Genomic DNA, 20,487 nt, shown 5'->3' on the forward strand with positions numbered 1-20,487 from the left:
AAGGAATACACAGGGCAGAATCAACCATTCCGAATTCGAGATTTTTCTATTGGACTTATTATTAGACTTATAATCGGTCACGAGTATTCTCCGATATTATTTTTACATCAGCCATCCCCATCCAGTTCGAAACGAGCCTGCCCTATAAACCAAGACCAGGTCCCTGATACCCCACAAAATACACGTTATGAAGCACCTATTTCGAAGCCGGACGACAATAAACTGAAGTTCCTTTTGAGAACCAAAATGCCAGCTTTTGGCTGACCGGCCCAACAATAGGAGCCAATTGATAGCGCTGTCAACGCAAGAAGTCGATTGCACCGCCACTCTTCTTTCTTTGTACGAATCAAAACATCAAGACCGGAACGGCGTCTAAAAACCAGAATGAAAAGTGCGCACTATTTTTTTACCGAAGACGCCACAACTTGATCGCACTGTTAAAAAAATTTCCAAATTTCCAACTCATGCGAACCTGAAAATGCGGAGAACTTTCCGGCCAAAATCGTCACCAGCCTGCATAGACGCCGCACCACTTTCAAATCAGAACGACCGTGCAATATTCGTATTCGAATCAGGTCGCTCGTTACTTTAGAGTGCATCAAACCTCAAACCTGGATTACAGTCGAGCTTAAATTACCAGCATCTCACGGTCTTCCGCCGCGCGACAACTCACTTGAATACCGAGCAACAGGTCGAACGCTTCGGTGGCGCACAACCTGTAGAAGACCCACTGGGTGGCAATCGTGCTCGAACATACTGCGCCTAACGCTTCGGCAACTGGTCGTCGATATCGATCAGCCGGCGGTCATAGAAGAAGTGCGCGTTGGATTGAAACGCTTGCGGTAGAGTATTCTCGTTACATTTCCGGAACATCAACTGGGAAATCAACTTCCAGCCCATCGCATTGGTGTTGTACAGCACGTCACCGCAGTGTTGACAAAAAATGCGCTGCATTCGTTTGTGCGGATGTTGGAATGCTACCAGGTCCTCCCGCCCCTTCGTTACTTCAACCTTTTCTGGATCCCAGGCCAAAACGGAGTGGAAGGGAACCTGAAGCAATTCCCTACAGTCTTCACAATGACAATATGCATGCACTTTGGGCTTCCCTTTGGCGGTCAATTCAACAGATCCGCAGTCGCAATGTACCTTGTGGATATCCATTAAGCCTCGCCTCCACTGTGAAATTAATAGCGAATTTTCATTCTAGATCAGCATAGACAAGCTAGGATTTTGCAGGAACTGGACAACCGTATTTTTTCAGATAGCTTTTAAATTGAATGGAGCCTATTCAGGCTAAAACAATCAAACCCCACCACCTGCTCAATTATGGAAAGACCAAACAACTGATATCATATCAAGTTAGCGATAAGTGGCTATTGTCGCCAATACTAAGAGCATGTATAGATACACCCACTGCTTTCAACATAATAATTTCCATACCGGACACCACCTCAGAAGCAAAGCATAAAATGTAAAGGACTATCAGCAATGTCTGAAATTGTTCTGGAGCGTTTAGAGCATGGACATGTTCAAGATTTATATAACGTAATCGAAGAAAACAGGAATTACTTAAGAAAATGGATCAATTGCCTGGATTCTATTGCATCTGCTGACGACATATCACTATTCGTTGAATCTGCAATCATCAAGCACTCCCCCACAGGGTTACCGTATTTCGCCATAAAACATTCAGGAAAAACCTGTGGCGTTATTGCATTCAACAACCTGGATTTCTCAAACAAAATCGGAACAATATCTTACTGGCTGGCAAAATCCGCAACGGGCAAAGGCATCGCTACCAAAGCTGTAGAGAGACTGGTAGGAATCGGATTCGAGGAGCTTAAGCTAAACAAAATTCAGATTGCCTGCGCCGCAAGCAATTGCAAAAGCCGTGCAATACCTGAGAGACTGGGATTTACTTACGAAGCGACATTGCGCCAATCTGAATGGCTAGATTCAAAGTTTGTCGACCACCTGATTTATACTATTCTGGCAACGGAGTACTTCTCTGATTAATGCCACCAAAGTAGATAAAGATCACAATGCAACACGTAAGAATACGGCGCCTACAGTTAACCACCCGTTAAAGGTGTTTACATCCATGACCAGGTTTATCGCCTTACTTTTCGCACAACTAATGTCTATAAGTGCCTTGGCGGCTGACACACCAACCAAAACCGCAGATACCTTTACCATCCATAATAGCGATGTTTTTTCGATCAACTCAAAGATCCTTGATAGAACGTACGATATCTACATAAAGCTCCCCTTTGGCTACAACAAAAAAGTTAACCGGGACGTGTCATATCCAGCCCTATACCTCAATGATGGCCCTCATACCTTCAAGGTGGCCGCGGGAGTTACGCACTATAACAGCATGGATAAGGCAATAATCGTTGGAATATCTTTCGCTCACGGAGAAGACGGGAAATCCAGTCGAACTCGAGATCTTACGCCGGTTGAAGATTCAAGTTGGTCACACCACGTGACCGGAGGCGCACCTGACTATCTCAGGTTTATCGAACAGGAAGTAATCCCCTTCGTAGAAAGTAACTACCGTGCAAATCCAACGCGACGGATATTGTCCGGCCATTCTTTGGGTGGGTCATTTGGTGCCTGGGTACTACTTACCAAGCCCCACTTGTTTTCCGGCTTCATTTTGACCAGTCCAGCTCTGTGGTACAAGGATGATATGATCTTTGCGCTAGAGGAAAGGTACGCCAAACAGCATGTGTCCCTGAAAGCAAACATATTCATTGCAACAGGCGCTCTGGAGACTCATGAAAATGGCGCGCGCAACGACTTTGTCGATGTCCACCAGCGCTTTGTTCAACGCCTTCGGTCACGCAATTACCAGGGTATTAAAATTATTGACGAAGTGAGCAGCGGAGCTGATCACTTCTCGATATATCCCGTAGGGCTGGCAAAAGGCTTGCGATGGATGTATCGGGAAGCTTGGTCTGAATAACCTCCGGTACATAAACCGCAAATTGGCAGGCGGTGAAACGATGTCGCTTCACCGACGATTTTCGTACAAGAGGATGATGCCCTCTCGTTCGATCTTACCCGATTATCTCGTCCATGATAGATAGCGCCCCGGTAATGTATGACAAGCGCCTATCCACGCTTAGGCTATGTGGGCGCACCGAGATCTTCAGCCCAAGCACATCAAGGTTCCCTGGTTGAGCAATATCCAGACACCGACGGAACTCTCGTTCAGTCAGTAGCGAACTGGGCTCAAACGCAGGAATATCGAACGCCTGCGCCGGTGGCATATGCGTATCACGCCAGACGCCATAAGGACTATCCTCCCCGGACACACCGGAAAACATCATGCCCCTCAATAGGCCTGCCGCGCGCATTGCCTTCAAGTGCGCCACCGGGCCGTCAACACTTCGAGCCTCCAGTGCCGAGCGCCCCCAGTTGACGCACATGCCCACCGGATTGGTGGCGTTGCGGTTGGCGTCCGTGACGGCCTGGATTTCAGCCTCGAGTGACCCGAACCCTTTGTCGGCGGCCTGGCCGGGCACTTTGGCGTCGCAGTGTTCAAGGACCAGTTCAGCGCCATCCCAATCCCAGGATGCCAGAGTCCGCAAGGAATCCGTCAGCGCAGCCCTATCCAGATCGTGGCCTTCTGCCACTCTCGGGGCGGCATGGATCAGGAGTGCGGTAACCGCCTGCCGGCCAAGGTGGCGATTGAGTTTGCAGATTGCCTGACGCGCCTGCCCATAGAAGGCCAGCGCAGCCTCCCGCCCGGCCTCGACAGGAGACGCCAGGCCGAATGCAGCATCAGCACCCAGCCGCTGCATAACCCCCGGCATGCCGGTGAATACAAAGTCCCACTGCGGGTCGATATTCGCCAGAAACCAGTCTTCATCCTCTGCATGCAGTTTCCCGGTAAACGGGTGTTCCAGGCCCCGAACATTGGGCATGGCTTTCAGGCCGTGCATGAATTCAGTCTGGAGTGTGGGATCCCAGGATTCAGTGACAGGAGCGGTAGCATATGCCCCAACAAAATAACCCATAGCGTTCTCTTAGCTGTTCCTATTGATCAAGTGCCGTCTGGCCAGCCCGCCGGCCAGTGAAGTAAAACGACCAGATCGCGAACCGCCACGAAGTCTACCACTACCGACCTCGCGCCACGCCAGAGACAGGCATGCGCGGACTGACTTCGCGGGCTGGCGGCGACATCACCATGCCGACTCGCCGTCCAGCATCTGGCTATGCAGGCTGGCCATCCCACTGTATCGGTGCTAGAAAACATTGGGCTGCGACTGCGGACTGGCGTACCCTTGCAGCTTACCCAATCAGTATCCATGAGTAACACAGACAATGAGCAACAACGACCTGAACGCAATCCTGGAACTGGACTGCGAAGCCCGTTTCGAATACTTCCTGGACGTGGTCGGTGAAGAACGTGAAGTGTGGATCCTGATCAATAGTGAGGAGCACTTCCTCAAGCTGCATTCAGAAGACCAGGGCGGTTTTGAGTACCTGCCACTCTGGCCCAGCGCCGAATTCGCCGAGGCCTATGCCTCTGCCGAAGACGACCTCAAGCCACACAGCATCCCCCTGCCCCAGTTTTTGAACCGTTGGCTGCCAGGCCTGGCAAAGGATGGCATCGAAGTGGGGGTATTCCCCGGCGCGGACAAGAGTGTCTGGATCACCGAACCCGACGACCTGCAACAAGACCTGCGGGATGAACTGTCGCGCTTTTGATCAGTGAGGGCTTGCCGTTAAAGATAGCACCCGGGTAAGCGCCCACGTCTATGCCATAGGGAAGCGCTTGCCGCCTGAGACAACCACAAACCTGCACGACAAACGCGCGACACAGAGAGAAGGCAAATGGAATTTCTGATTCTCCTGATCATCGTAGTGGCGATACTGGTTCTGCCGCTCAAGATGGCGGCGGGCATGCTCGGCGCCCGCAATACCGGCGTGTTTTCCTGCCTGTTCGCCCTGCTGCTTGCGGTGATCATCCAGCATTTTGTGGCCGGCATGATTCCAGGGGTGACCCGGGAGCTCGGCCTGCTAATTACCATTCCCCTCGCCGCGATTGCCTATATGCTGGTGCTGGGCACCGGCTTCCTGAAAGCGATCCTGATCGCCATCATTCAGGGGCTGCTGACCATTGCCCTCACCCTGCTGCTGGGTGGCGTTATCGCTGCGCTCTGAACACCCAGGAATTCCACTGCGTCGTACGCAGCAGCTTATGTAGGGACTCATCAAATTTCCGGCGATTTGAACGACCAGAGAGCCCATCCTGCGGCTACGATGCGTGCAACCTGATATTGAGCGCGCTCAACCTGTGCACAGAGAGGAAGGCCAGCAGGATCACCAGTCGTAGGCAAACAGCGACACGCGTTCCCATGTCGCTTTTGAGCGTGGCTCGCTTAAACACGGATTCTGCCGCCAATTAATGGCGATCGCTTGCATACTGCATTCCGTGCTCTACAAAAGTCTCTAGCTTTGGTATTCATCACACGAGCATGAACAGGAAGGAAGGTGAACAATGGAAGGTATTCTGGGCTTACTCATACTGATCGCGGATATTTACGCGATCATCAAGGTACTGCAGAGCTCCGCGAGCGGACTCAAGAAACTTCTCTGGATAGTGTTGATCCTGATTTTACCCGTGGTCGGCCTGATCATCTGGTTCTTCGCTGGGCCGGGCGGTAAAGGCGGCTAGCGGCCAAGGCAATTTGATCCGGGCCAGTGAGTCGTGCCCGGTTTCACCGATACGCACGACCTAAACCCGCTGCGCCTCCGCCGTATAGTCAACACCCATGGCTTTTCTTAGCGGTCGCACCATAAGGGGGGCTGTGCCGAGCCGGGTTTCCGGGTGCAGGTAGGGCTCGAACTGAAAGGTATCTTCCCCGCCATTTAGCCACTGCTCGACAAAGTCGTGGCTTTTTGGCGCAATCATGGGAAAACTTTTTTCGTGATATTTCGCCGTATCGGGATGGGCGGCGAGTGTGATGATGGCGCAGCTCAGTATGTCACCCCAGCTTTTATAGAGCCCGCAAAAAAAGAAGGGCTCGCCAAAGCTGAACTCCACCGGGTTCTTGCCGTGCTGGCTTTCCACCCAGGCGGTAGCCGGAATCAGGCAACGGGACTTGCGATATTCCGGACGTTGGCCCAGTTTTTTCCAGTTGCTGTTGATAGACCAGTATTTTTTGTGCGGTTTCCAATCATCGCCCTGCTTCTCCAGGTACAGATGCCAGATAGCACTTTCCACGGCCCGCTCACCGCTGCGCGCCGTGACGATACTTACCGGCGTAGTAGGCCGCCGGCGCCGGCCTAAAATCATTCGCTGAGGATGATGTACACCATACTCTTCGAGGAATCGCTCGATACCCGCATCATCGTCGACATCGAAAACACTACACATGCCATGTATCCGGTATTTATCCAGGCCCTAGTTTACTCAGGCCCTTATGGAACCGCCCCAGAGCAGTGGATAAAGGCGCGAGGTATAACCACTACCCCACGCCATATAACTTACTTCAGTGCCTTGGCGATACCATGTACTGTTTCAGTCAATGCCTTACTGCGCTTTGAAGCCTGCATATCGTCATTGGTTGATTTTATTAACTCAGCTGATGAAGCCAACACCGTCAACCGATTTGCGAGTTTTGAATCTTTGGCACTCCCATCCAGCAGCGCAGCGGAGTTTGACAACACGTCTGCCAGCTCCGACGCCATGGACTCCGGCAGGGAATGACTGCGCTGTAACTGGTCGAGATAGGCCTTGGCGACGATTGGCTTATCTGGCCAGGTAACGGGAAACTGCTGCTGGGGGTTAAACAACTGGTTTTGGTCAGCTATCTCAGCCGCACCAATCTCATTTGCCGTCAGGTAATCACTGGGCAGCAAAGACAACACGTCAATACCGCGGGATATTTCGGTGCCGTATATTTTTCCGTTGTACCAGTAGACCGACCAATATCCCCCGAGCACCAGATGCTCCTCATCAATCGGCCCCCGGTCAAAGTAGGCGATTTCAACGGGATTGGATGAGTCGGTAAAGTCGATCATCGAGATACCGCCCTGGTACCAGGCCTGCACAAAGATATCGCGGCCAGGCACGGGAACGATTGAGCCGTTGTGAGCCACGCAGTTTTCGGTATCGCTCTGCGGTGCCGACATCTTGTAATAGCTGGCAAATTCGAGCTTGCCATCCCTGATGTCATAGATGGCGTTGGCGCCCCAGTCTAGCGGGTCATAGGCGCGACAGCGCGGGCGGGCACCGCCGCCCCACTCATCGGTGAATATCACCTTGGTACCATCGTTATTGAAGGTAGCAGAGTGCCAGTAGGCAAAACCGCTATCGGTCACTACATCGATGCGCTTTGGATTCAGAGGATCTGAAATATCAAACAGTATCCCATTACCGGAACAGGCGCCGGCAGCAATTTTGCGCTCTGGAAATACGGTAATGTCATGGCACTGGTCTGTCCGGTAGGTTTCCTGGGTTTCGTCGCCGTGATCCCCACCGCGCCAGAGACCGGCAAGGGCGCCTGTTTCCGGGTCGGCAAATACTGTTGGGCTGCTGACGATTCGCGATTTTGAAGGGTCTTTCACCGGGATTTCGATTACATCGATACGAAACAGTGCCGTGCGGTTATCACCGGGGATATCGCCGATACAGCCCGGCATCTCTTCCTCATCCCGCACCGAAGAAATGCCGGAGTTGTATACGATGATTTTGCCATCCTTACCGGGGCCAGATACCACAGAGTGCGTGTGGGAACCGCGGCAGGTCTGCACGGCACCAACTTGTACCGGGCGCTCAAGATCGCTGATATCAAAAATCCGCAGTCCGCGGAATCGTTCACTGCTGACATCTTCGCTGACGCCCTGCAAACCGCAGTCGAGTCGTCCTCGGGTCTGTTCGACGGACATAATCAGCAGGTTGCCGACGACGGAAACATCGCCCTGCCCGCCGGGACACACCACCGAACTGATTTGCTGGGGCAGGCCGGTATCCTGCAGCCGATAGATATTGAAACCATGGTAACTACCAGCCACCATCACATCATCAAAAAATGCGATGTCGGTGTTGGCAAAGCTCATGAATGGCCAGCGATCCCACTCTTTTCCTTCCTCTTCAGCCGCTTCTTTTCCATCGTCTTCCGTGTCTTTCCCAGCATCTTCCTCTGCGTCTTGGTCCGCCTTTTCAGGTGGCAGGCCTACGATGTTTTCAGGGTCAAAGAAGCCCGGTGGTTTCGGCAATATGCCCTCGTGCTTCAAGTTGAAAATAGCTTCACCTGCGTCCGCATAGCCCGCGGCCAGTCCCGATCTGGGATCCGCCGACAGCCCTGCCAGGAGCTTGCTCATCCGCTTGACTTCAGCAGTCTGGTCGTTATTGATATCCGAGGTAAATTCAAACAGTGCAGGGTCATAGGCAGAGCCTGGTCGCTCCTGCAGCTCTTCCACCATTTTTACCGCGCCTTCATGGTGAGCGATCATCAATTGGAGAAAAAGCCTGTCAAACTCCTTGCCTGACGCGGCAGCCAGCTTCTTCATGTCTTCAGGAGAGGCCATGCCTGCCATTTTGTGGCTTGTATGCATACCGTGGTGGTGCTCGGGCGAAGGTACGTTTTCGCCCCGTTCGCGCAGCCACCCCTGCATAAATTCAATTTCGTCCTTTTGTGATACGTCGATGCGCCCGGCGAGATCCACAAGCTCCGGGTTATTGGTGCGCTTCCCCACCAGCTTTGCCATCTGCAATGCCTGGTGGTGATGCGGGATCATATCCTGCATAAAGCGCACGTCATCAGGGGAATAATTGATAACCGCGATCTTTATTGCATCAGCAGCACTCAATTCGCGCACAGGCTCGCCCGGTGCCCCGGGATGCACAATCGCTACCGATTCCCCTTCGGCCACAGCCAAGCCGCTAAATGTGCACGTACTCACCGCGCCAATTGCGATAAGCCGACGGATACAACTTTGAAGTCTTGTCATTGGAGTCGCTCCAACTTGGGCACACAGGCGCTGCATGCGCGCCCATCGCCAGTACTTGTTTAAAGTGCCTTAATGCACATCTTGAAGCACTTGTCTGAATAGGGCTGACACCACTGCAGTGACCACCCCGGGTACAGAATCCAAGCGAACGCTTGATAGTCCAGAAAATCAGAATTGGACCGGAAGGGATAAAAATCGGAGCCACTCCGACCCCATGTGGACAAAGTTATACCGCCAGAACCCGGCACGATCAATCTTTGCCGCGGTATTCATAAACCGGGGCTTATCGCCCCGGTTACTGGCTGGCGCCGCTCAAACAAGGTTTTGACGGAACAGCACCAGCATCCTTTCCCATGCCCGCTCGGCCTGGGTGCGGTTATATGCCATTGAGTCTGGAGGGCACCAGCCGTGCATGGCGCCGCTATAAACTTCGATTTCCGCAGCGACACCGGCGCGATCAAACGCCTGCCGCAACGCCGTTTTTGCCTCGGGCTGCCGCTCGTCGTCGTTCTCGGCAATCGCTACCAGAAACCCGGCCTTGATCTCAGGTACCAGGCGATGGGGGCTATCGGCCTTGTCCGTAACCAGTCCGCCCCCGTGGAAAGATGCACCAGCACCAATACGCGCTGGCATATCGGCGGCCAGGCGGAATGTGTAGGAGCCGGTCATGCAATATCCCATGGTACCCGCTTTCTTCTCACTGTCCACAGCCGCCTGTGCGTCGAGATACTTAATGAAGGCGCGCCCGTCCGTTACACAGGTCTCGGGCGAGAGAGTGCCAGCCAGTTCCCGCGCTTGCGGCCAGATTTTTTCACGAAGCGCAGAATCAATCACCGGAGCCGTATCCGGCACCAGCTGCCCCTTCATGGTTCGATAATAGGGATTGACCACCAGTACAGCGTAACCGGACTGTGCAAGCCGTTTGCCCATCTGCCGGAACGCTGCACGCATGCCGAAAATATCCGGCCACAATATCACCGCTGGATATTGCCCCTTCGCCGGATGAACAAAGTAGCAATCGGCTTCACCATCAGGTGTTTGCACGGTGACTTTTTGCTCGACTATGTCTTCGGCCAGCGCAGCTGATGGCAAGGTCGCTGCGAGCGCCGCCCCAAAACCGACTCTGCCGAAAGTGCGACGGCTTATACCCTGACGAAGAAAATAAGCTTCCGCATCTTTACTATTCAGCTCATCACACATAGTTCACACCTCCTGAGGGGATTGCGCGGCGATCTGTGCCGCAGGGACAGGTTGATGGCCGACGAGCGGCGGGTAAAAATTCAGAACGCCATCTGCAATCGGATCTTCAAGCAAGATTTTTGTGTCTTTTTTATAGTGGTTCAGCAGTCGCCAGGGCCCTTTACGCCCCTGGCGTGGCAACAGGTGATTCGCTCTTGCCACATAACCGGATTGCAGCGCAGCCATTACTGACTCGTCGGTGGCGCAGCCCTCGCGATCGATCGGCATGAATATCGCTTTGCCGTCGGTTTTCATGTACTTGAGTAACCGGCAAAGGTATCCGGCAGCCAGATCCGCTTTAAGCGTCCAGGCAGCATTGGTATAACCGAAGATCCATGCCATATTGGGAACGCCTTCCATCAGCACGCCCTTGTAGGTCAACCGGCGATTGATCGCTACCGGTTCGTTGTCGACCTTCAGTGCCATCCCCCCGAACACTTGTAATTTGAGGCCAGTGGCAGTGACAAGGATATCCGCCTGAATTTCCTCTGCGGATTTGAGCCGCACCCCGGTTGGGGTGACCGATTCAATATGAGCGGTGACCACAGAAGCCTTGCCAGATCTGATCGACGCAAACAGGTCGCCGTCAGGTACCGCACACAGACGCTGATCCCACGGCTGATACTGCGGCGTAAAATGTCGCATATCGGACCTCCCCGCCAGCGCTTTGCGAACCCCACGCAACATGAGTTTGCGGATCAATTGTGGCCAGCGCTTGGCCGAGTCAAAAATCAGGCGATGCAGAAACAGGTTGCGCCTGCGTGCCATCCCGAATACCCAGCGCTCAGGCAATAACTTCTTCAGGAAGCCGGATAGCTTGTCTTCAGCAGGGACGGATAGTACGTAAGTGGGCGAGCGCTGCAGCATGGTGACATGCTCAGCTGATTCGGCCAGTGCCGGTACCAGGGTTACCGCAGTGGCGCCGCTACCGATAACCACCACCCGCTTGCCACTGTAATCCAGGTCTTCAGGCCACTGCTGCGGGTGCACCACTTGACCATCAAATGAAGCAAGCCCCGGAATCTCTGGCTGGTGACCCTGGCTGTAGTCGTAACAACCGGTACAACTGACGAGAATATTGCAGGTATAGGTCACGGGCTCGCGGTTTTCCCCGCGAAAGCCAGTGAGCACCCAACGCTGACGCGCGCTGTCCCAATTGGCCTCCTGCAGATCCACACCAAACTGGATGCGCTCTTCCACGCCATACTCTCGCGCAGTATCTTGAATGTACTCGCGAATGGAGCTTCCATCGGCAAGCACCTTGTACCCGTTCCAGGGGCGGAACTTGAAACCGAAACTGAACATATCGGAATCTGACCGAATACCCGGATAGCGAAATAAATCCCAGGTTCCGCCAATCCGCTCACGGCGCTCCAGAATGGCAAACTCCTGTTCCGGGCACTCTTTGCTCAGATGACAGGCCATACCAATACCGGACAGGCCCGCGCCGATAATCAGTAGATCAATGTGTATTTGATCCATAGGAATAGTCTCTTATTTTTATTATTTTTGATTGGTGCATCAGAAGTGTGACGCAGGTTGCCACACGACTCATGAATACGTCGATTTGAGGTTAACTCGCGCGGCAGCCGCCTTCAACCGACCGAGTAGGCCAGTATCTGGCTAATTTCATTCAGACTGCGACCGGATTGCGCCTGCCACAGCTCTATGGCCTCTTGTAACGCGGCCCAGTCCCGTTTCGATGAGGGTGTCTTTTGTACCACACCTTCCCTGATCAACCCGCGCACCATGTCATTGGAAAAGACGAGGGTGTCCACGCCCATCCGGCGCAGGAACACCTGTGCCGTCTTGCCTCCGAGCCGATCACCACCTTTTTGCAGCGCACGTAAATTTTCGGCGTAATTCCCGGTGTTCCAGCCAGCAAAATAATTGCCAAGTCCGCCGTGTTCGTTGGCGAGCTGCGTAAAGAATTCGCCGTTGCGCTGTATCGACTTGGTTTTCTTCCAGTGCTTGATCATCCCGTCCTGTTTGAAAATTTCTTCCAGGGCCTCATCGGAGAGAAAGCGACAGTAGCTGAGGTTAAAACCGTGGAATATCTCCTCAATTCTTGGCCATTTCCCGTCCACTACTTTCCAGTTGAACCCGGCCTGAAATACCGCTCTGGATGCTTGCGACAGCCAGAGTTCGTCCGCTATCTGGCGCAGGGCCTTGGCGGTCTTTGGCAAGGTAAGCTGCTTTTTGAGCCCGGCAATACCTCCGAAACGGTCGATCACCGGCTCTGTAATATCGTCAAAACTGCGCATGCTTGCCCTCGGTCCTATGCGTGCGTGGCTACGGGTTTCGGACAATGGACACCCGTCAAAGTCCTGTCACCTGGCCGCTCAGATACAATTTCTGCTCGGTCGTTTTACTGACGGAAAATCTGATCGAGCCCGCTTCTTCCACACGTTCGAACTGCACCTTCGAAGGCAGGAATACCGGTTGCCGGAAAGTCACACTCACCCGGAATCCGCGCTCAAACGATGGCGAGTCCAGCGCTTCCTCCAGCTCCGCAAGGCAGCGGGCTTTGGTCCACATACCGTGTGCGATTGCTCGCGGGAAACCAAATAGTTTGGCGGTCAATGCATAGAGGTGGATAGGGTTGCTATCACCAGACACCCGGGCATAACGTCGGCCCGTATCAGCGGGCACCAACCAGGGGATGACCGCGTCCGGCGTCATGGGGTCGTCAGGCTTCCGCTCGTTGCGGCGCGCCCGGGATGCCCCGCGCTTGTCCCGGCTGAGGAGTGTCGAAGTGCACTCCCACACCAGCTCGCCCGCGACAGAAACCTGTGTCAGAAGTTCGAACTCGAACCCCCTGCGCGCAGGTCTCGCGCCGCTCAGGATACAGCGAAAGTCCAGCGCTTCCGACGGTTTGATGGCACGGTACTGGGTAATTTCATTGGCAACATGAACCACACCGAGCACACTGCACGGAAAGGCGTCCGATACCAGGAGCTGCAAGTGCAGGGGAACGGCCAGCACAAACGGATAAGTGGCCGGCACCTGTTGTTCCGCGGTAAAGCCGCAAACCCGGCAATAGGCCCGCAAACGTTTCTCGTCTATACGCTGGCCTTGCAGCAATACCTCACCTAGTGCCTGCATATCCTCGGGAACCGATGCCCCGCGCCTGGAGGTCAACGCTCGCAGATACAGCAAGCTCATTGGCGGTACAGAATTCAACTCAATCGCTTTCACAACTTACTTCCCAATATCCTCAGGGCATAACTCCAGCACGAAGACTACCGCAGCGTGTTTACAGGTCGACGACTATACCAAGATCAGGCCACAGATAGCGGCAATAATCAGCGATGCCAGAACACTCAACACGGCACCTTCCCGCGCCATATCCTGAATGCTGATTTTGCCAGTGCCGTAAGCGATGGCGTTGGGCGCGGTCGCGACAGGTAGCATAAAGGCACAACTTGCACACATTGCCGCGGGAATCATCAGCGCCATGGGATCAAACCCTGCGGAAGTGGCGGCTACCGCCAGTATCGGCATCAGGAGTGTAGCGGTTGCAGTGTTACTGGTAATTTCGGTGAGAAAGGTCACCGACAGGCATAAAACCAGCAGCATCAACCACAGAGGCATTGTGGTCAGGAAGGAGAGGCCTGCGCCCATCATGTCACTCAGCCCCGACGCCACGAATCCTTTTGCGATAGCGATACCACCGGCAAACAGCAACAGCATCCCCCACGGAATACTCTCTGCCGCAGACCAGTCGAGCAAGCGCCCACCCTTGCCGTTGGGAACCAGGAACATCAACACGACGGCCCCTAGTGCCACAGTGCTGTCGCCAGCGCCCTCCACACCGAACCAGTGGCTCCAACCGCCGAATGGTTCATTGCGTGTAACCCAGAATAAAATCGCGATGGCAAATACCGCGAGTGTTCTCACCTCTTCCGGACGCCATTCCCCGACGCGGGGGCGTTCGATCGGCTTGTCCAGGCGCACACTGCGGGTCAGCCACAGCGCCATAACCGGCAGGGTCACCAACACAACGGGCAAGCCGACTTTCATCCAGCTGAGAAAGCTGAATTCAGTACCGGTAACTTCCTCGTAGATCCCCATAAAGATCACGTTGGGTGGCGTGCCCAGTGGACTGCCCACACCACCGAGGCTGGCCGCATAGGCTATGCCCAGGATCAGGGCAATGGTCAGACGCTGATTGTCCGCATGGGAAAGAATGGCGAGGGCGATCGGCAACATCATCAGTGTGGTTGCCGTATTGGAGATCCACATGGATAGCAGGCCAGCGGCGAGCATAAATCCAAGCACCAGGCGGCGACCGCTGTTTACCCCCACCAGCTTGAGCATGTACAGGGCAAGCCGTTCATGGGCACCGCTCTTTTCCAGTGCTTTAGAGAGCATAAAGGCTCCCATCAGCAAAAGAATCACGTGACTGCCCAGCGACGAAGCCACCAGCTTGTGATCGGCCACCCCGAAAAGTGGCAGCAAGACAAAGGGAACCAGTGACGTCGCAGGAATAGGAAGCGCTTCGGTAATCCACCAGATTACCGTGAGCAACGTTATGGCTGCAGTCACCGCAGGCAGATAGGGCATATCCAGCCAGGACAATAAGAAGTAGAAAGACAGAGCCAGCAGTGGCCCCAAAACCAGAAAGTGCTGCCGCGTCACAGTCATTATTCTTTTCCCATGGCGATTGCAGGTAAAAACGTGATGGGTGGATTTGACCATATTTACGCCACCAGGCTCCACCTTTCCGGAGACTCCCTGCGCCGAACCTGCCATGGCGGTCTATGTTTATCACCAATCGATCGTTGATTGCTTCTGGTACGGACTTTTACAATCCGCGCCCTTTAGCCAAACACACGACAAAGTAGCGGTACCCATGTCCAGAGCCAACCCACTCGCCCTCCTGCCCCTTGCCCTATTCCTCCTGCTGTTTCTGGGCGCAGGGCTTTGGTATCAGGCGGAAGGCGCCGACATGGCCTTTTACCAGGTGCCCGCTCCTGTCGCCATTTTGCCGGCCATTGCCCTCGCAATCCTGCTTGCCAAAGGCAGCCTGAACGAGCGAATTGACACCTTCGTACGGGGTGTTGGCGACTCAACCATTATTACCATGGTGCTGATCTACCTTCTTGCCGGCGCATTTGCGAGCGTCGCCAAGGCAGTGGGCGGCGTGGATGCCACAGTCAGTCTTGGACTCAGCCTGATTCCCCCATCGCTGATATTGCCCGGGCTGTTTCTGATCACCGCCTTTATTGCAACAGCCATGGGCACCTCTATGGGCACTGTGGCCGCCATCGCGCCCATCGCCGTCGGGATTGCCGATACGACAGACATTGCTCTCCTGGTTACCGTCGGGACGGTGGTAGGTGGGGCCATGTTTGGTGACAACCTGTCCATCATCTCCGACACCACCATCGCCGCCACCCGCACGCAGGGCGTCGCAATGCGCGACAAGTTCCGCATGAACCTACTGATTGCCCTGCCCGCCGCCGTCATTGCGATCGCGTGGCTGTATTTCCAGAGCGCAGGCATGTCTGTAGGGGAAAATGTCGGAAGTGGCGCGGATGTCCCCCATGGAATCGCGCCTGTCCTGCCCTATATCGCGGTACTGGTCCTCGCCATCTGCGGTGTTAATGTCTTCCTCGTACTTTTCACCGGAATCCTGCTCGCGGGCGCTGTAGGTTTGGGGCTGCAGGAAGACTACAGTATTGCGCGCCTGGCCCAGGACATCTTCGAAGGCTACAAGGGCATGCAGGAGATCTTTATTCTCTCTCTCATGATCGGCGGACTTGGTGCCATGATGCGCACCGAGGGGGGGCTTAACTGGCTCTCGCGTGTTATTGAGCGGATCAGCCGACAAAACCCTGAGCACACGGCAGGCCCATCCCGGGTTCGCGCCGGTGAGTTGAGTATCAGCGCCACCGTTGCAATAACTAATGTCTGTACCGCAAATAACACCGTCGCCATTCTTCTCAGCGGGTCATTGGCGAAAGATATAGCATCCCGCTACGGTGTGGATCCTCGCCGCAGCGCCAGTCTGCTCGATATCTATTCCTGTGTTGTACAGGGATTACTTCCCTACGGAGCACAGATACTGCTGGCCTCATCCCTGGCAAAAGTATCGCCGCTGTCACTCGCGGGCAGCATCCAGTATTGCTGGCTCCTGGGACTGGTTGCGATGGTTTCGATTGTATTTGGCATCTTCAGGCCGCGGGTTAAAAGCGGCCCCGGCGCTGATTAACTGCGGCGCAGAGCGTGCCTGGTGGAATCTGTCAGGTATGCCCAAATATCGATAGCCGTACCTGGTACGCCCTTCGTGATACAGGCCGCTGTGTATTTTCACACTTGCGGCCCGTCGTTTATCCCCTTTTCTATACCACCTGATTACCTTCCTTAACGCCGAAAAAGGGCTTTTACGCATTAGCACAGGGGGAATTCAGAACTTCAGGATAATGTTTCTGTACCAAGCGGCTGATTGACCAATCACGTTGCTCTGTGTGGCAGTTGTAATTCACCGCATCCCAAATAAAAAAGGCCACCCGTTTGGGTGGCCTTTTTTTTATTTAGATGGCTGACAAACGGCAACGCCGTTTGGACTGCCGCAGGCTGCCCGGAGGGTGAGAGCGGCAGGCTCGAATCACCATGACCGTGCCGCGAAAGCGGTACAGTAGCGGAGCGCCGCCCGGGTCATCGGCGGTTACCATGATTGATTTGCCTGGAGCAAATCAACGCAGCGAAGCTGCCCGGAGGGTTGGGCACAGGGATGTGCCCAACGAAAAAAGCCCTGACCGCGTTAGCGATCAGGGCTTTTGGAATAAAACCTGACGATGACCTACTCTCACATGGGGAAGCCCCACACTACCATCGGCGATGTTGCGTTTCACTTCTGAGTTCGGCAAGGGATCAGGTGGTTCCACAACTCTATTGTCGTCAGGCAAACTGGCTTGGGTTGGCGTTGGTCTTATGGGCGTGTGCCCGGCGCTGCCTGTTATCGCTGTTTGCCTCGGTCATTTTGATGACCGGCGATAACCCCAAATAAATCGGTAAAACAATCTGTAGTAATACACCGCAAGTTGCGCGTCTCTCGATGGGACACAATCCCAATCGTTAGTAACCATCTCTGTTGTATGGTCAAGCCGCACGGGCAATTAGTACTGGTTAGCTCAACGCCTCACAACGCTTCCACACCCAGCCTATCAACGTGGTAGTCTTCCACGGCCCTTCAGGACTCTCAAGGAGTCAGGGAGATCTCATCTTGAAGGAGGCTTCCCGCTTAGATGCTTTCAGCGGTTATCCCGTCCGAACATAGCTACCGGGCAATGCCACTGGCGTGACAACCCGAACACCAGAGGTTCGTTCACTCCGGTCCTCTCGTACTAGGAGCAACTCTTCTCAAATCTCCAACGCCCACGGCAGATAGGGACCGAACTGTCTCACGACGTTCTAAACCCAGCTCGCGTACCACTTTAAATGGCGAACAGCCATACCCTTGGGACCGGCTTCAGCCCCAGGATGTGATGAGCCGACATCGAGGTGCCAAACACCGCCGTCGATGTGAACTCTTGGGCGGTATCAGCCTGTTATCCCCGGAGTACCTTTTATCCGTTGAGCGATGGCCCTTCCATACAGAACCACCGGATCACTATGACCTACTTTCGTACCTGCTCGTCATGTCTGACTCGCAGTCAAGCGCACTTATACCATTATGCTCATTGCATGATTTCCGACCATGCTGAGTGCACCTTCGTACTCCTCCGTTACTCTTTGGGAGGAGACCGCCCCAGTCAAACTACCCACCATACACTGTCCTCGATCCAGATCATGGACCAGAGTTAGAACCTCAAACATACCAGGGTGGTATTTCAAGGATGGCTCCACAAGAACTGGCGTTCCTGCTTCAAAGCCTCCCACCTATCCTACACAAGTAGGCTCAAAGTTCAGTGCAAAGCTGTAGTAAAGGTTCACGGGGTCTTTCCGTCTAGCCGCGGGTACACTGCATCTTAACAGCGATTTCAATTTCACTGAGTCTCTGGTGGAGACAGCGTGGCCATCGTTACGCCATTCGTGCAGGTCGGAACTTACCCGACAAGGAATTTCGCTACCTTAGGACCGTTATAGTTACGGCCGCCGTTTACCGGGGCTTCGATCAAGAGCTTCGCTAATGCTAACCCCATCAATTAACCTTCCGGCACCGGGCAGGCGTCACACCCTATACGTCCACTTACGTGTTTGCAGAGTGCTATGTTTTTAATAAACAGTCGCAGCCACCTGGTCACTTCGACCGGCCTCAGCTTAGGGAGCAAGTCCCATCACCAAAACCGGCGTACCTTCTCCCGAAGTTACGGTACCATTTTGCCTAGTTCCTTCACCAGAGTTCTCTCAAGCGCCTTGGTATTCTCTACCTGACCACCTGTGTCGGTTTAGAGTACGGTTCGCAATTGCCTGAAGCTTAGAAGTTTTTCCTGGAAGCAGGGCATCAACCACTTCGTCTCTAAAAGAGACTCGTCATCAGCTCTCAGCCTTAGGGACCCGGATTTGCCTAAGTCCCCAGCCTACAACCTTAAACATGGACAACCAATCGCCATGCTGGCCTAGCCTTCTCCGTCACTCCATCGCAGCAATTGCAAGTACAGGAATATTAACCTGTTTCCCATCGACTACGGCTTTCGCCCTCGCCTTAGGGGCCGACTAACCCTGTCCCGATTAGCGTTGGACAGGAACCCTTGGTCTTCCGGCGGGGAGGTTTTTCACCCCCCTTGTCGTTACTCATGTCAGCATTCGCACTTGTGATACCTCCAGCAGACCTCACAGTCCACCTTCTGCGGCTTACACAACGCTCCTCTACCATGCTCCTAAGAGCATCCGCAGCTTCGGTTACCAGTTTGAGCCCCGGTATATCTTCCGCGCGGGCCGACTCGACTAGTGAGCTATTACGCTTTCTTTAAAGGATGGCTGCTTCTAAGCCAACCTCCTAGCTGTCTGGGCCTTCCCACATCGTTTCCCACTTAACTGGTATTTGGGACCTTAGCTGGCGGTCTGGGTTGTTTCCCTTTTCACGACGGACGTTAGCACCCGCCGTGTGTCTCCCGCGATTGCACTCCTCGGTATTCGGAGTTTGCATGGGGTTGGTAAGTCGGGATGACCCCCTAGCCCAAACAGTGCTCTACCCCCGAGGGTGAGACGCGAGGCGCTACCTAAATAGCTTTCGAGGAGAACCAGCTATCTCCCGGCTTGATTAGCCTTTCACTCCGATCCACAGGTCATCCCCAAATTTTTCAACATTTGTGGGTTCGGTCCTCCAGTTGATGTTACTCAACCTTCAACCTGCCCATGGATAGATCGCCGGGTTTCGGGTCTACTGCCTGCAACTAAACGCCCTATTAAGACTCGATTTCTCTACGGCTCCCCTATGCGGTTAACCTTGCTACAGACAGTAAGTCGCTGACCCATTATACAAAAGGTACGCAGTCACCCCGAAGGGCTCCTACTGCTTGTACGTATACGGTTTCAGGTTCTATTTCACTCCCCTCTCCGGGGTTCTTTTCGCCTTTCCCTCACGGTACTGGTTCACTATCGGTCAGCTGGGAGTATTTAGCCTTGGAGGATGGTCCCCCCATATTCAGTCAAGATAACACGTGTCCCGACCTACTCGATTTCACTCAATGTGCCTTTTCGTGTACGGGGCTATCACCCTGTATCGCGGAACTTTCCAGATCCTTCCACTAAGACATAAAGAGCTTAAGGGCTAGTCCCCTTTCGCTCGCCGCTACTCAGGGAATCTCGGTTGATTTCTTTTCCTCCGGGTACTTAGATGTTTCAGTTCCCCGGGTTCGCCTCGCATAGCTATGTATTCACTATGCGATACCTGTAAACAGGTGGGTTTCCCCATTCGGACATTCCAGGATCAAAGCTTGTGTGCCAGCTCCCCTAGACTTTTCGCAGGCTCCTACGTCCTTCATCGCCTCCAGCTGCCAAGGCATCCACCGTATACGCTTAGTCGCTTGACCATACAACACAAACGACTACTAACGACTGGACGCGCATTGACTAACGCTTACGTCATGTTTCCACAACAATAAGCGAGTACAACTGCACGTTGTATGCATTTGAATGCGACCAAGCATTCAAACACCGGATTGTGTGCTTGAGAGACACACAATATTGATGTTAAGTATTGTTAGTACTTAACCTCGCCTTGCAGTGTATTACTACAAATTGTTTTACCTTGTTAAAGAGCATCTGATGTAAAAATCAGGAAGCTGAACTCTCAAGCAATATGCTAAAGAAATCAGATTTCTGATC

At 53.8% G+C, this 20,487-nt stretch carries 15 protein-coding genes and 2 rRNA genes; 6 read left to right on the forward strand and 11 right to left on the reverse strand.

What is annotated here, in order from left to right; genetic code table 11:
- Window positions 1-762: 762 nt before the first annotated feature.
- Window positions 763-1,161: a GFA family protein gene (locus tag ACNKU7_RS06295; RefSeq protein ID WP_418296116.1), complete on the reverse strand. Its 399-nt coding sequence runs from the start codon at window positions 1,159-1,161 to the stop codon at window positions 763-765.
- A 327-nt stretch (window positions 1,162-1,488) separates the two neighbouring features.
- On the opposite strand from ACNKU7_RS06295, the gene ACNKU7_RS06300 reads away from it, so the two are divergent.
- Both ACNKU7_RS06300 and ACNKU7_RS06305 read left to right on the forward strand, forming a co-directional pair.
- Window positions 1,489-2,016: a GNAT family N-acetyltransferase gene (locus tag ACNKU7_RS06300; protein ID WP_418296117.1), complete on the forward strand. Its 528-nt coding sequence runs from the start codon at window positions 1,489-1,491 to the stop codon at window positions 2,014-2,016.
- An 85-nt stretch (window positions 2,017-2,101) separates the two neighbouring features.
- Window positions 2,102-2,968 carry an alpha/beta hydrolase gene (locus tag ACNKU7_RS06305; RefSeq protein ID WP_418296118.1) on the forward strand — a complete coding sequence of 289 codons (867 nt, stop codon included), beginning with the start codon at window positions 2,102-2,104 and terminating at the stop codon, window positions 2,966-2,968.
- Window positions 2,969-3,062: 94 nt separating this feature from the next.
- Here ACNKU7_RS06305 and ACNKU7_RS06310 read toward each other — a convergent pair whose 3' ends face one another.
- On the reverse strand, window positions 3,063-4,025 hold the full coding sequence (locus ACNKU7_RS06310; protein ID WP_418296119.1) for a DUF4862 family protein: 963 nt from the start codon (window positions 4,023-4,025) through the stop codon (window positions 3,063-3,065).
- A 307-nt stretch (window positions 4,026-4,332) separates the two neighbouring features.
- Here ACNKU7_RS06310 and ACNKU7_RS06315 point away from each other — a divergent pair, with 307 nt between their 5' ends.
- From ACNKU7_RS06315 to ACNKU7_RS06325, 3 genes are all read left to right on the forward strand, one after another.
- Window positions 4,333-4,719 carry a DUF2750 domain-containing protein gene (locus ACNKU7_RS06315; protein WP_418296120.1) on the forward strand — a complete coding sequence of 129 codons (387 nt, stop codon included), beginning with the start codon at window positions 4,333-4,335 and terminating at the stop codon, window positions 4,717-4,719.
- A gap of 126 nt (window positions 4,720-4,845) precedes the next feature.
- A complete protein-coding gene (locus ACNKU7_RS06320; protein WP_418296121.1) occupies window positions 4,846-5,175 on the forward strand; it encodes a hypothetical protein in 330 nt (109 codons plus the stop codon).
- A gap of 337 nt (window positions 5,176-5,512) precedes the next feature.
- Entirely contained in the window at window positions 5,513-5,689 is a 177-nt protein-coding gene (locus tag ACNKU7_RS06325; protein ID WP_418296122.1) for a PLDc N-terminal domain-containing protein, read from the forward strand.
- Between the two features lie 60 nt (window positions 5,690-5,749).
- Here ACNKU7_RS06325 and ACNKU7_RS06330 read toward each other — a convergent pair whose 3' ends face one another.
- From ACNKU7_RS06330 to ACNKU7_RS06360, 7 genes are all read right to left on the reverse strand, one after another.
- Window positions 5,750-6,391, reverse strand: a complete 642-nt coding sequence (locus tag ACNKU7_RS06330; RefSeq protein WP_418296123.1) for an SOS response-associated peptidase family protein — start codon at window positions 6,389-6,391, stop codon at window positions 5,750-5,752.
- Window positions 6,392-6,501: 110 nt separating this feature from the next.
- Window positions 6,502-8,892, reverse strand: coding sequence for a DUF305 domain-containing protein (locus ACNKU7_RS06335; RefSeq protein ID WP_418296124.1), 2,391 nt, complete (start codon window positions 8,890-8,892; stop codon window positions 6,502-6,504).
- A 390-nt stretch (window positions 8,893-9,282) separates the two neighbouring features.
- Window positions 9,283-10,170, reverse strand: coding sequence for a dienelactone hydrolase family protein (locus tag ACNKU7_RS06340; protein WP_418296125.1), 888 nt, complete (start codon window positions 10,168-10,170; stop codon window positions 9,283-9,285).
- Between the two features lie 3 nt (window positions 10,171-10,173).
- Complete coding sequence (locus ACNKU7_RS06345; RefSeq protein ID WP_418296126.1) at window positions 10,174-11,691, reverse strand: flavin-containing monooxygenase; 1,518 nt, start codon at window positions 11,689-11,691, stop codon at window positions 10,174-10,176.
- A gap of 113 nt (window positions 11,692-11,804) precedes the next feature.
- Window positions 11,805-12,473 carry a DNA-3-methyladenine glycosylase I gene (locus ACNKU7_RS06350; protein WP_418296127.1) on the reverse strand — a complete coding sequence of 223 codons (669 nt, stop codon included), beginning with the start codon at window positions 12,471-12,473 and terminating at the stop codon, window positions 11,805-11,807.
- A 55-nt stretch (window positions 12,474-12,528) separates the two neighbouring features.
- The gene (locus ACNKU7_RS06355; RefSeq protein WP_418296128.1) at window positions 12,529-13,407 is read right to left on the reverse strand and encodes a MaoC family dehydratase; all 879 of its coding nucleotides are present in this window, start codon (window positions 13,405-13,407) and stop codon (window positions 12,529-12,531) included.
- 72 nt (window positions 13,408-13,479) lie between these two features.
- Entirely contained in the window at window positions 13,480-14,856 is a 1,377-nt protein-coding gene (locus ACNKU7_RS06360) for an SLC13 family permease (RefSeq protein WP_418296129.1), read from the reverse strand.
- 208 nt (window positions 14,857-15,064) lie between these two features.
- On the opposite strand from ACNKU7_RS06360, the gene ACNKU7_RS06365 reads away from it, so the two are divergent.
- Entirely contained in the window at window positions 15,065-16,426 is a 1,362-nt protein-coding gene (locus ACNKU7_RS06365) for a Na+/H+ antiporter NhaC family protein (RefSeq protein ID WP_418296130.1), read from the forward strand.
- A gap of 578 nt (window positions 16,427-17,004) precedes the next feature.
- Here the strand turns inward: ACNKU7_RS06365 and rrf are convergent.
- Window positions 17,005-17,120, reverse strand: a 5S ribosomal RNA gene (gene rrf, locus ACNKU7_RS06370).
- 192 nt (window positions 17,121-17,312) lie between these two features.
- A 23S ribosomal RNA gene (locus ACNKU7_RS06375) occupies window positions 17,313-20,192 on the reverse strand.
- Window positions 20,193-20,487: the final 295 nt, after the last annotated feature.

The sequence above is a fragment of the Microbulbifer weihaiensis genome, assembly GCF_048323715.1.
Classification (GTDB): domain Bacteria; phylum Pseudomonadota; class Gammaproteobacteria; order Pseudomonadales; family Cellvibrionaceae; genus Microbulbifer.